The organism is Candidatus Limimorpha avicola (assembly GCF_056978975.1).
Genome location: NZ_DBMCYK010000005.1, coordinates 116959 through 130907, shown reverse-complemented (window position 1 = coordinate 130907; position 13949 = coordinate 116959). Strand labels below are relative to the sequence as shown.

Sequence of the window (13949 nt, the reverse complement as noted above, 5' to 3'; positions counted from 1 at the left end):
GTTGACAAGACCTCTGTCAATAAATTACTATCTGACATCATCATTCTCAACCTATGCATATTGCCATTTTTCAAGCATTTTTCTTATTTGCACAAGTATTTGTTGATGTATGGGAACATTTCAGCAGCAAGAAAAATTGGTGAACGATAAGGATATCATAGTTCGATTGATTGATGACTTATATCGCTTTGGTAGTGAATACTGCAAACTGTTCAAAAGTTGATCGTTTATTTATTTCAGTTCCCATTTCTTCATATGGCATTATTGGCATTCTGCTTCAAAGTAATGGAACTGCTCATAATTCTTTTTTATGAGGATAGACTAATAGGTACTTCCTTTGTAAAAATAAAGGATCAAGAATTTATGCATAATCTTAGAATATATTGATCTAGATTTTATACTGTTGAGAAGGTTGATGCAGATGCGCTTGTGCTTAGTTCATTGAAGATTTATCTCCATTGTATATTACTTGTTAGAGGAAAGTATTAATATTATGGCATAAACTGCAGTAGTCAAGAGCAATATTTCTAAATAAAACCGCATTGTAAATGAGTCTGTATAAGAATCAGCCAAACGTGATTCTTTGGAATATTAAACCAGAATCATTCATGTACGTTTAAAGAGGCATCAGAAGATTCATTACCACTCTTTATGATAAATGATGAGAGGGTTAAGGGTTATTTGAATAACGAATAGGGATAATGCCATATCGCATCTAGATGACAACGGTATAAAATTGTTCATACAAATGATTATAAGAAATGAAACATAATAATAAATTTATTCTATACCTTGGCGGCTTTGAGTTGCCTGATAAAAATGCTGCTGCACAACGAGTGTTGGCAAATGCAAAGTTGTTAAGAGAGATGGGCTTTGAAGTATCTTTTATTGGTATTTCAAAAGCCATAGAACAAGCTCCAGCATCTGTCGAAGGCTTTGTGAGCAACCCAATTCCTTATCCTATGAATACAAAACAATGGATTCATCAGATTTGTACTTTTATAGACTTGAAGATTGTCCTTGATAAAAAACCTGATTATGTAATTCTGTACAACTTTCCCGCTATTGCTTCGTTAAAAATTTTACGGGCCTGCCATATGCATGGAATAAAGGTTATTCATGATATTACCGAATGGGAAAGTTCTCACGGATGGTCTCCAACTAATATTATGCGAAAAATTGATATAAACCTTAGGATGAGGTATTGCACTAAGAGGATGGATGGAATAATAGCTATTAGTAGATATTTATATGACTATTATAAGAGGTACACAAATACGATAATGGTTCCACCGACAATTGATTTGTCTGACGAAAAGTGGAATCGCAATCGAGAATTATCAGTTGGTGATACGATTAAATTAGTTTATGCAGGAAATGCCGGTTTTGGAATCAAGGATCGATTGGATTTGATTATAAAATCCGTTGTGAAATTTCCCAAAATGCAACTTGATGTAATTGGAATGACGAAACAACAATATGTTACAGGTTATGGGAATTTACCTGTAGATTGTAATAATATATTCTTTCATGGTCGGATTTCTCATACAGATGCTGTAAAAGCTGTTCAAGATGCAGATTTTCAATTCATAATCAGGGATAGTAATTTGAAGAATAATGCAGGTTTTCCAACAAAATTTGTAGAGTCTTTTGCTTGTTGTACTCCTGTTATTGTAACATTAACCAGTAATATTGGAGACTACTTGAAAGATGGTGCAAATGGATTTGTTGTCGATAATTATTGTTCAATAGATGATGTACTTGTCAAAATATCAAATTTATCAAAGCGAGATATCATCAATATGAAACAATGTTGTAAGGACTGCCTTTCATTTGATTATCATGAATATAAGACTGCGTTTAAACAAATGTTCATACAACATACATATTAGGAGAATAGGCTGTTATTGCGAAGTAAATTGTATTCAGACGTTTTTTCAGCAGTGCCACCAATTAAAATGCTACTCTGCCATTAGAAGAACAGTTCAATCTACATCTGTCATTGTACAGTTCATGGACAATGACAGGAAGGATTGATTCCAGTACGACGGTAAACAATATGAACTCTCGTTTATTCACATTATCATAGTTAAAGGATACGCTTGATTTTGTTTGAATACTTTCATCTTGTGAGTTGACCGTAGCTTGTAGCATCGAAAAAGATGCCTGATTATTATGTAAGCTATAGCTTCCTCGTCATTGGTTTAAAGCTGTTATTTTTTTACCCTCTCATGATGAAGTAGTAGACTTAGAGACAATAAATGTTATATAGTCTCCTGAAGTCGTTGTAAATTTTTAAGAGACATTCTACTCAAAAGAATGACATCCTTATCATAATATCTATGAGATGAACAAACACGAATTTCCGTTTATTCATGTGCCATTTTACCTTTGTCTGACAGAGATAAATTCAAATTGTAACACCAATAATAACCGCATAATTACCTAATTTTCAATATTTTTCAGAATTTTTATAATACTTTATCGGATACTTGTTGTATAAATGAAGAATATCAGGGATAATAAATCAACCATCACTTATAGAGTATTGCACAAGCTGAAGCTTCTGAATGATGTGCAGAAGCATGGAAACCTAACATTCTTTGGGTTAATTAGTTTTGTCATAGGAACCATTGTAAAGAGGGCTTTGTTTACCTATTCCTATAAAGGATATTTTCTTGAGCCATTGAACAAAAAATTTATACGTCCTGCCATTTGGCGGTTCTGTGGATGCGATTTGGGTAAGAATGTACACATAGGACACATGGTAAGGATGGACTTCGGAAATCCTGAGAGGATACATATTGCTGACAATGTTATTATGAGCAATGGCGTAACCCTACTATGTCACAAACGTGATGTATCGCAATACTACAAGGGTGAATCAGCTTTAACACTACCATTCATATATGATGATGTGTATATTGGAAAAGGATGTCAATTAGGTTTGAATGTAATCATCATGCCTGGAGTTCACATTGGAGAGGGGGCGATTATCGGTACAGGAGCCGTTGTTACTAAAGATGTTCCTGCTTGGAGTATTGCAGTCGGTTTTCCTGCAAAAGTAATCAAGACTATTGAAGAAAGAAGTTGCGACACACTGGAAAATAAGTTAAAATAATAAAGGATATCCAGATAATATAGTATTGCTGTAGAAAATCTTTGCCGTGTAATCAAAAAATAATCCGAAAAGTTTAAATTATGAAAAAGAAAAAAATTCTCTTTTTAGCGAATCATTTCATTACATTATATTCCTTTCGTAAGGAGATGATTAATGAGATGATTAAACAAGGGCATGAGCTCTATCTTTCACTTCCTAAAAGTGAAGAGAATAAATATTTTGAAGAAATAGGATGTCATATTATAGAGACAAAGATTGATCGACGTGGCGTAAACCCAGTGAAAGATCTAAAACTGATACGTTTCTATAAGAAGATGATTCCTGTAGTGAATCCTGATATCATCTTCAGCTATACTATCAAACCAAACATCTACGGCACAATGGCGAGCAATGGTAAGTATCGTCAGGTGTGCAACATAACCGGTACAGGAGCTACTTTTTTGAAACGATCGCTGGTGAGTACTATCTGTGAAATGCTTTATAAAATAAGTATTAAAAAATGTCACAAGGTGTTTTTCCAGAATACAGGTGACAGGGATTTCTTCATCAAGGAAAGACTTGTAAAAGATAACTATGCTATGCTACCCGGTTCGGGCTGTAACCTGCAACAACATACTTGCATGCCCCTTCCTGATGATGATGAGATTAGGTTCATTTTCATAGGTCGTGTAATGAAACTCAAAGGCATTGATCAATATTTGCAAGCGGCTGAGATAATTCGCCAAAAGTATAGGAACACAAAATTTATAATCGCCGGATGGAATGAGCAACCTAAGTACATGAAACTTGTAGAAAATGCACAGAAAGCTGGATGGGTGGAGTATATCGGCTTTCGCAAGGACATCGATAAGTGGATTGAAAAGTGCCACTGCACTATCCTTCCATCACATGGTGGAGAGGGAGTACCTAATGTCTTGCTGGAGTCTGCTGCTAAGGGAAGGATCTGTATTGGTTCAAAAATCAACGGTACGATGGACGTAATTGAGGACGGCAAAACCGGTTATCTGTTTAATACGGGAGATAGTGAAGATTTAGCTCATCAAATAGAGAAGTTTATCTTACTCTCAGCTGAAGAAAAAGCTGCCATGGGCAAGGCTGGAAGAGAGAAAGTAGAACGCGAATTTGATCGTCAGATTGTAGTAAGAGCATACCTAGATGAAGTAGAAAATTGCTAATTATTAAATAGCCAGGCCGTATAAAAGTAAAGCTATTTTTTTCGCAAATCACATCATGATTAAATCTAAATACTAATAATAAAGAAATTGAGATTGTTAAAAACTGTTACAATAATAATCTCATCTCATTAGTTAACTCAATTGCTGGGAATGTAATATAATCTCAAGATTGACGACTAAAATATATTTTAACATCCTAATAAATATAAATCATCTACTTAAATTCTAGTGTACTTCATAACCATGTGAACAACATCATAACAAGATACAAATTACAGAATAAGAAGTAATCAAATTATTACATTCAATACAGATAGACAATAAAATACAAACCTATTATGAATAAATTCCTAACTTACGGAATCATATTGGTGATTCTTTTTGTTTTGGAGCTGATATACTTCAAGATTGCTGACAAGTTCAACATCATAGACAAGCCAAACGAACGGTCGAGCCATTCGTCCATAGTTCTGCGTGGAGGCGGCATAATATTTTTGGTCGGAATATGGATATGGAGCCTGTTTTTCGGCTTCCAGTATCCGTTGTTTCTAATTGCCGTAACTCTAGCTGCCGGCATAAGTTTCATTGATGATATACATTCTCTTCCTGACTCTATACGGCTTGTTGTTCAATTTATCGCCATGGGCCTGCTTATCTGGCAACTTCTGATAATTCCTGGTGATAATCTGATGTTCATAAACAATAACATTTGGCTTAAAATTCTGTTTATTGCCGCAGCACTGGTTGTATGTGTAGGTGCCACCAATATATACAATTTCATGGATGGCATAAACGGCATTACGGCCGGGTATTCATTGGCTGTTCTGGTTCCATTGATATTGTTTAATCTCAAGACCGGATTTGTTGACCAATCGCTGCTGATAGTCACGATGATATCTGTCCTCGTCTTTTCCATATTCAATTTCAGACAGAAAGGGAAAGCCAAATGCTTTGCCGGAGATGTCGGAAGTGTAGGAATCGCGTTCATCCTTCTCTTTGCCATAGGCATGCTCATCGTAAGGACAGGCGATATCACATGGCTTATACTGCTTCTGGTATACGGAATCGACGGATGCATGACGATATGCCACCGCATCATGCTGCACGAAAAGTTAGGGGAAGCGCACCGCAAACATGCCTACCAGCTGATGGCAAATGAACTGAAAATGAGCCATCCGCTTATTTCATGCATATATATGGCAATCCAGCTTGCCATATCGCTCGGTTTCATATATCTGATTCCGGATACACTTTCAGCTCACTGGATATATTTGATTGTCGTATTGATTGTTCTTGCAATTGCATACATTTTATTTATGAAGAAATATTATTATCTCCACGAAAAATATCTAAAAGGATTGGATAATAGTGAATCCGAAATTCTTGCGCTAAAAGACCGAATCAACAGATTTATCGAAGAAGAGTCCCGTTCTATGTCAATGGAAGTAATTACTCCGGAATACATATATAGAATGTGGAGTGGACAAGTGCCACTTGAAGATATCAAGAATGCAATGTGTGAATAGAATAAATAAATCATGATTTATTTATTAGAATTTTTAAATATCAATATTTTGTTCTGACAAAATAATTAAATGTCTTATGAATGAACGTATATTTCTTTGTCTTGCACATATGTCTGGCAATGAGCAGAAATTTGTTAAAGAGGCATTTAATACAAACTGGGTGGTGCCAATAGGTCCCAATGTGGATGCTTTTGAGGCAGACCTTGAGGCTTTTGTAGGAGATGGCAGGAAAGTGGTGGCGTTGGCGTCCGGGACGGCGGCATTGCATCTTGCATTGGTGGCAAGCGGAGTAGGAGAGGGAGATGAGGTCTTGGCACAGACATTTTCATTTTGCGCATCGTCAAATCCGATAAAATATGTAGGAGCGAGACCTGTATTTATAGACAGTGAGAAAGAGACATGGAATATATCACCGGAATTGTTGGAAGAGGCGATAAGGGAAAGGGAGAGGAAGACAGGCAGGAGACCTAAGGCAGCAGTGATAGTGGACATTTATGGCATGCCGGCAAAGATGAAAGAGATAGTGGAGATATGCGACAGATATGGAGTGATAATGATAGAAGATGCGGCAAATGCCATGGGTTCGAGATATGAAGGTCGGATGTGCGGCACCTTCGGGAGATACGGAGTGTTGTCGTTCAACGGGAACAAGATGATAACGACATCGGGAGGAGGAGCGTTGATATGCAGAGACGAAGAGGCGAAGAGAGAGATAATGTTTTATGCCACGCAGGCGAGGGAGGCGTATCCGTATTATCAGCACGAGAAGATAGGATACAACTACCGAATGTCGAATATATGTGCCGGGATAGGGAGGGGACAGATGACGGTAGCGGAAGAGCATATAGAGCATCATAAGAAGGTATGTCGGTTGTACCGGGAGTTGCTTGAGGAAGTGGAAGGGATTAAGTTGCATGAAAATCCTGATGAGAGATATGATAGCAATTATTGGTTGAGTACGATAACGATGGAAGATGGAGTGAGAGTGAAGGGAGAGGAGAGAGCATACGGGGAGAAGGTGGAAGGAGCAGTGGGAGGAGCGGCAGGAGTGGTGCATGAAGGAGGAGGGCTACATACGGAATGTGAGCCAAACAGGAATGTGGAGGCGATGAGGATGGCGTTGGATGAGGCAGGGATAGAGTCGAGGCCGTTGTGGAAGCCAATGCACAGACAACCGGTATATGCCAAGATGCCGTCGTACGTAAACGGAGTGAGTGAGGAGTTGTTCCGCAAAGGGTTGTGTCTGCCGAGCGGACCGTATGTGAGAGAAGAGGATGTGAGATACATAGTGGAAAACATCAAGGCGAATATAATAAGGTAGAAGATAGATAGTATATGATAGAAAGAAGCCGCACCGGCATGGCCATTGTAATCCATGCCGGTGCGGCTGTTTTTTTATGACTTTGACAAAACGTCATCCGTTTTTTAGAAGTTCTTCACATGCAACTGATAGATAACAGCTTACAAAGTGATATTTTCTTAGACTGTCTTAGTCGGGAAAGTTTTTGTCAGTTTGTCTTTGTTATGCTGCCAAGCCGCTCGCCCATCAGCGTATGGTCCCAACCGCCGTTGCTGTTTTCCTCTATATCGAGTTGGAAGTTTGCACCTTCTTGGAATACCAGTACGAAGTCGGAGCCTCCGAAGAGGAAATAACCAAGCATATCGCCTTTTTCCACGCGGTCGCCTACTTTGAGGGTTGGCTCAAAGTTTACCGAGGCCACCTGTGACATGCCAATAGGCATCACTGCTACCAACCCGTATTCGTCGGTCTCCACTATTGCCAAGCCCCTGGTTTCAATGCTTTGCCAGCCAGGTTCTTCGCAATCGACGATATATTGTTGTTTATCGGCATCCCAATGGATATAGCCGCCGAGTGCATCGTCGCCAGGAATAACTTTTAGTTCTTTCAGTATCCCTCCTACAGGAAAGTGGTAGCGGTGATAGTCGAACACATCGAGAAACACATGATAAAAGGTGCCACCTGCAAAAGCATCGGCGTATTCGCTGTCAGGGCCGATAAGTGCGCGTATTGAATTGAACTCACGCGACTTGACAGTCACTTTTCCATTATTTTCTAAATAAGAGTCATTATCTATGTGCCATACGCCTTGCGGAACACCATCGCAAGGGGATACAACTACAGAAGCATCATCAGGCGAAGCGATAGGACGTTTCTCTGGCGATGAGAGGTGGCGGCAGAAAAAGTCGTTGAACGAATTCCAGTTGGCTGAAGGTTCGTAGTCTTCCATCCGAAGTTCCGGTTGAGCCATCACAAGATCGACATATTCTTGACTCCACGATTGCGGAGAAGAAAGGAAGTTGCCCCACGATTTACAGTAGTTTACGAGCCAGCTGCGGTAAGGCTCCACATATTGCACCGAAGCCGTGAAAAGGTTCTGTCCTTGAAGTGATTCCAACTCCATAGTATTGATGAAATAGCAATAGCATAAAGCTTGGTTCATCTTGCCGCCAAGTGTTTGTTGTCCGGCGCAATTTGTCATCACATCCCAAGGCATGGCAGTTTGCGAGAAATCAACGAAGTCGTAAAACTTTTCAAGGCTTTGTGCCGGATTGGTCTCCGGATCAGGATTGATATCCTTGGCTTTGTCAATAGCTTCCTCCAACAACGACTTGAGATTCGAGTTATTATCCACCAAAGACACCAACATCTGGGTTGTCTCATTGTATTTGTTGTTTGCCTGTTCATTCTTCTCCTTGCAGGAAACGAACAAAACTAATGCCGCTGCCACCGACAACAGCAGTAAATGATTAAAAACACATCTTTTCATATAGATCTCTTTACTTGAGTATTAAAAACGCAAAGTTACAAATAAACGTGAAATCAAAGCAACAATGGCAGTATTATTTTTGCAATCGTAATAAATTATGTTGTGAAGAAAAGAGTTCCTTGCGAGTATGTTTTAATATTATGGAATTTAATATATTCGTCTCTTGACTTCGTCAAGGTGTGTCATCCAAATTTAAAATCGAAAGGTTTGATGTCAGGCTTGCGGCATGGCAAACTCTCGTTTTTCAAGGAAGAATGCTACCTTTGTCCGGTGTAATACAAAATGCAAAAATTCATTAATACATCCATTCCAACATAAGCATAACCAATTCCCATCCCAAAGAAAACTTAAGCGCATAAAATTTCCGGCAGGAAAATGCAAGTGTACCTGTATGGTACCAAGTCGCTCGACAATCAGTTATAGTCATTATTTTCTATTTGTATTTTTGTGCCGGATTCCACTGCCACTCATTATTCATCATTGGATTATCGAAAAAATTCGGTAGAGAAACAGACTTCAAGGACAAAATACAAGGGATATCGTTGATATCATAATACATTTACTTTAGCGCAACTAATTGAACGATAAGTACCATTCGCATCTTACAGTTATTGTACACTACAATCACCACCATACAAATTGAACTGCTTATTAAAAAGGATATTTTTGCAAAAACGATGCTAATACCTCGCTATCAACTAATCCAAAACTTTTCGACGAGGATTTCCGGGTGATGCTTTGACGAAGTCAAAACAAAATGCCTGAAATCCAAAGTTTTTTATTATAGCTGTCAAAAAAATAGAAAAACAGAACAACATACTATAAATTATTGTAAATTTGTAGTAAGATTCTTAGAAAATTGATTTTTTGAGAACCGAAAAGAATATTTGTTAAAAAAATAAAAGCAACATGGAAAAGACAACACATTATTCTCCGGTCGAGAAACATTTCCTGGCACAAGAAAAACCTCATCTGTTTACAACGCAAATTCCTTATATCACTGTTGAAAACTTTCCTAAATTAGGACTTTTGACGGCTTTGCGTTTTATTGAATGGGTCTCTGAAAATCCCAATGGAGTCATTAGTTTACCTACAGGAAAAACCCCTGAATATTTTATTACCTGGGTAAAAAATATCATGCAGAATTGGGATACTCCGGAAGGAGAGAAATTTAGAAAGGAAAATGGTCTTACTGTAGAAAAGAAACCGGATTTCTCAAATCTTCGTTTTGTACAGATCGATGAATTTTATCCGATCTCGCCCGAGCAACACAACAGTTTTTACAACTACGACATGAAATTTTACATAGAGGGCTTCGGCTTGGACAAGTCAAAAGGTTTGTTTATCAACTGTGCCGAAATACCTCTTGCCGATGGGAGAAAATTCACAGAAGTTTTTCCTGACGGAAAAGTCGATTTGTCGTTGCGATATCGTGAAACAAAGACAGAGACGGAAAGGATTCAACAGCGCTCGATTTTCATGATAGACAATTGGTGTACAGATTATGAGAATAAAATTCGTGAGATGGGCGGAATAGGCTTCTTCTTGGGAGGCATTGGTCCTGACGGGCATATTGCATTCAATGTGCGTGGCAGTGATCACTATTCTACAACTCGTCTTACCGACACTAATTTCGAGACTCAGGCTGTTGCGGCCGGTGACCTTGGCGGAATCGAGGTGTCGCGTTTCAAACCTGTTATCACGATAGGTTTGGGCACAATAACGTACAACCCTGATGTCGTCGCCATTATTTTTGCTGCCGGTGAAGCAAAGGCCCCTATGATTGCAGATGCATTGGAAAAAGAACCTTCTAATCTTTATCCGGCCTCGTGCCTGGCTAAACTGTCGAATGCTCGTTTCTATCTCACCGCCGGCGCTGCATCTATGCTGAAGGATTCTATATACCATTATTATTTGGATACTCCATGGAATCAAAGTAAAACCGACAGGGCTGTTATAGAATTGTGTAACAAAATCAATACTTTTGGCGATAAATTGCAGATTCAGGATTTACAGAATGATGAATATTGCAAGATGATTCCTGATTTGAATGAAAATACTGTGAAAACTGTTGTCGATTCAGTAATTTCAAAAATAGATAAAGGCACTGCTTCTTTGAAAAATCAGGTCTTCTATCATACCGGTCCTCATCATGATGACATCCTTTTGGGCCTGTTGCCTCATATCCACCGGTTGTCGCGCGAAGAAAGCAATAAATCGCATTTTTCTATCATGACTTCCGGATTCAATGCCGTTACCAATTCGTTTTTAGTAAATGTTTTAAATGATGTCCTTTACTTTTTGGACAGAGGTGAGATTCAGATGGTGAATTATTCGAATTTCTTTACCGAAGGCTATAAACTCAAAAAAGATAAGGATGTTTATCATTATTTGATAAAAATTGCTTCCGGACAAGCTGAAGAGTTGCGGCGTGGATTCTCTCATCGTATAGTCCGTGATTTCGTTGAAATTTGGGGTGTCGGTAGTATTGAGGAACTCCGCTCCAAGATTATTGAAATTCGTCAAATAACTCTCGATAGTTATGATGGAGAGAAGATGCAGCATGATATACAGAAACTTAAAGGAATGATAAGAGAGTTCGAAGAGGAGTTGGTTTGGGCATTCTTTGGTATCACAAGCGATAATGTTCATCATTTGCGCTTAGGCTTCTATAAAGGCGATATCTTCACAGAAAGACCGAATCGTGAGCGTGACGTAATGCCTATCTTAGAGGAACTCCGCAGTATTAAACCTACAATTATATCACTTGCGTTCGACCCCGAAGGTAGCGGCCCCGACACGCATTACAAGGTCTTGCAGGCAATTGCCGAAGCTATTAGAATCTGGAAAGAAGAAACAGACCTCTCGAAGTTGAAAATATGGGGTTACCGCAATGTTTGGTATAAGTTCCTTCCAAGCGAAGCTACGCACATAGTACCTGTGTCACTCAACGCAATTGCCGTAATGAGAAATGCTTTCGAAAGTTGTTATCTTAGTCAGGTAGATGCTTCGTTCCCAAGTTATAAGTTGGATGGCAAGTTCTGCGATTTGGCAAAAAATATTTGGGTCGAACAATTGAAGGATATTCAACTGCTCTTAGGTAAGCCTTATTTCTTCCAGAACGAGAGCCCGAGATTGCGTACAACTCACGGATTGCTCTATTTCAAAGAAATGGACGTGACGGAATTTCTGTCTTTGGCAAGAGAACTGGAGAAATCAATGGTTTTATGAAATAAATAATATATTGTACTCCAAAAATTTCATGTCTTACTTTTTGGAGTACAATTATAAATAAAGTACTTTGTTTTTAGACTGTTCTGATTTATTATGGGATAGCAATAATGGAAGTTATAATTGTGGGGATATAAATTCCCACAATTTTTTTAACAAAAAATGATGATGAAGTTTTTTTATTGTTGTCCGGTAAGAATTGTTCTATGGAATCTATATAAAAGACAATAACATTAGATATCAATTTGTCAAAATATTGTAGAGACGGCATATCATGGTGTCTTTACATTTATAAATATATTGTGTTTATTGATATATGATAAATTATTGATTGTCAACAAAAATGAAAACATTCATTGTTTTGAGATGCAGGCATGTAAGTTTGACTCGAAACATCATAAAGAAACTCAAAAGTTTTGCCGGCACATATAAAAAATAACCGCCCGAATGTTTTCAGGCGGCTGAAAAAGGATTATTTGAAGATTTTATAGTGTGTTTAAATCAATAAAACTTATAGTATTGCCATTGACATTGCATAAGATGTTGTCATAAATACAGGCAGTACCAACTATATCAATTACTGCAATTTCCGTGCCATTTTTGTCTGTAAGGACCATGGAAATGCCTCTTTGGTACATTTTGTATTTGTTGTTTTTAAAAGCTTCAGGATTGACAAGTCCATATTGTATATCTACTTTGTTGTCTTGTTCTATTTTCATGTTGTCTCCCGTAAGATATTTGAAGACATCTTCCGACAACTCTAAAAATTTGGTGTCTTTATATGTCTTGACGATGAGATTGTTGCCAATGAAATAACATCTGTTACCCAAGTCGTTGGGCAGATATCTTTTTTCTTCAGATATTTTGCCGTCTGCAATACTTACGGAACGCATTCTGTCGGTGCAAAACAGTATCAAGTTATCTTCCGTTTTTGCAAAACCGTATATCATGTCGCTTTTGTTCTCGCTCGGGATGAAATAAATTTGATTTCCTGTTGTGATATCGAAGGCGGCAATGAAAGGGCTTCCGTATTGTACCGCTTCGCCGCTTGCCTTATAGGCAAGACCTTTGTTTATCATCAGCAGTTTATCATCATTAATTAGCAGGGAAGAGTTGCTTGTCATGTCGGAAGGGAGTTCGGCGGTCCACAATACAGTACCGTTCATGTCGAAGCAACTGAGTTTGTCGCTGTAGGCATAATAAATCCTGTTGTTGTCAATGAGAACATCGGAAGACAGGTTCGTGATTACCTCCAGGTCGGCACTTGTCACTGCATTGCCGCGTTTCTTGCCGAATATGGAATAGTCGGTGTTTTGTGTCATTGCATCGAAGTCCCAGCCGCTGCCGTCTTTGATATTTATGTAATGCAGTCCTGATACCGGAACCAATAATGTCTCGTTGTCTATGTTGATGTATTTGTCCAAACGGAAATCGTTGTTCATCTTTCTTTTCCATAATGTCTTTCCCGTAGTTAAATCGACTGCTGCAATTACATGGCGTTTGGTATCCCAATAACCTATTGCAATGTTGTTTTCATTGTCAAAATATTCTACTCTTATTTTACTGCTCCATATTTTCTCACCTGTTTTTATATCCAATCTGTAGGATTTGTTATTATTGTAACATATTACTATGTCATTTGACATTTTTACTGAAGGGTTGGAAAACTTGTGGTTGCTTACCCATCGGAACTCTCTATCATTAATGTTAAACATTCCTATATGGCATGTATGCTTGAGCCCGGTTTTCCCAATAGAGCCGTTGTCGAGTTTCAATAAAATGTCGCCGTTTTCAGTGTTGAATTCGGCTTCTTTTATCGTCTCAGCAAATAAATATGCTTCGGCTTTGATATCTTTGTTCGTTACGTAATTCCTTCCTATCGTAATATCTTGTTTATCAATTATTTCAATTTGACATAAAGAAGATAATGTTGATAATACAATCATTAGTAATAAAATGTTCTTTTTCATAATATATATTTAGGTTATGATTATCTTTACAATTAATTAAGCAATAATTGTGCCGTGTTTTTAGAATGATAATATTTATAATATTATAATGATTTACGTTGCCTGGGGTATAATGAGGTCGATTCTAATATTAGTTA

The 13949-nt window shown here is 38.0% G+C and carries 8 protein-coding genes; 6 read left to right on the top strand and 2 right to left on the bottom strand.

Annotated elements, in window-relative coordinates:
• The first annotated feature begins 761 nt into the window (after positions 1-761).
• The 5 genes from ACZOVS_RS04075 (at position 762) to ACZOVS_RS04055 (ending at position 7143) form a co-directional block, all read left to right on the top strand.
• Positions 762-1892 (top strand): glycosyltransferase family 4 protein, encoded by a 1131-nt coding sequence (locus tag ACZOVS_RS04075; RefSeq protein WP_483995951.1) that lies wholly within the window; start codon positions 762-764, stop codon positions 1890-1892.
• 611 nt (positions 1893-2503) lie between these two features.
• The gene (locus tag ACZOVS_RS04070; protein ID WP_483995950.1) at positions 2504-3121 is read left to right on the top strand and encodes an acyltransferase; all 618 of its coding nucleotides are present in this window, start codon (positions 2504-2506) and stop codon (positions 3119-3121) included.
• An 80-nt stretch (positions 3122-3201) separates the two neighbouring features.
• Positions 3202-4296: a glycosyltransferase family 4 protein gene (locus ACZOVS_RS04065; RefSeq protein ID WP_483995949.1), complete on the top strand. Its 1095-nt coding sequence runs from the start codon at positions 3202-3204 to the stop codon at positions 4294-4296.
• A gap of 338 nt (positions 4297-4634) precedes the next feature.
• A complete protein-coding gene (locus tag ACZOVS_RS04060; RefSeq protein WP_483995948.1) occupies positions 4635-5822 on the top strand; it encodes an MraY family glycosyltransferase in 1188 nt (395 codons plus the stop codon).
• Positions 5823-5898: 76 nt separating this feature from the next.
• Positions 5899-7143, top strand: coding sequence for an aminotransferase class V-fold PLP-dependent enzyme (locus tag ACZOVS_RS04055; RefSeq protein ID WP_483995947.1), 1245 nt, complete (start codon positions 5899-5901; stop codon positions 7141-7143).
• Between the two features lie 187 nt (positions 7144-7330).
• Here the strand turns inward: ACZOVS_RS04055 and ACZOVS_RS04050 are convergent, their stop codons facing one another.
• A complete protein-coding gene (locus ACZOVS_RS04050) occupies positions 7331-8611 on the bottom strand; it encodes a phosphatidylserine decarboxylase (RefSeq protein WP_483995946.1) in 1281 nt (426 codons plus the stop codon).
• 909 nt (positions 8612-9520) lie between these two features.
• Here ACZOVS_RS04050 and ACZOVS_RS04045 point away from each other — a divergent pair.
• Entirely contained in the window at positions 9521-11842 is a 2322-nt protein-coding gene (locus ACZOVS_RS04045; RefSeq protein WP_483995945.1) for a hypothetical protein, read from the top strand.
• 485 nt (positions 11843-12327) lie between these two features.
• Here ACZOVS_RS04045 and ACZOVS_RS04040 read toward each other — a convergent pair whose 3' ends face one another.
• Positions 12328-13812: an outer membrane protein assembly factor BamB family protein gene (locus ACZOVS_RS04040; protein ID WP_483995944.1), complete on the bottom strand. Its 1485-nt coding sequence runs from the start codon at positions 13810-13812 to the stop codon at positions 12328-12330.
• Positions 13813-13949: the final 137 nt, after the last annotated feature.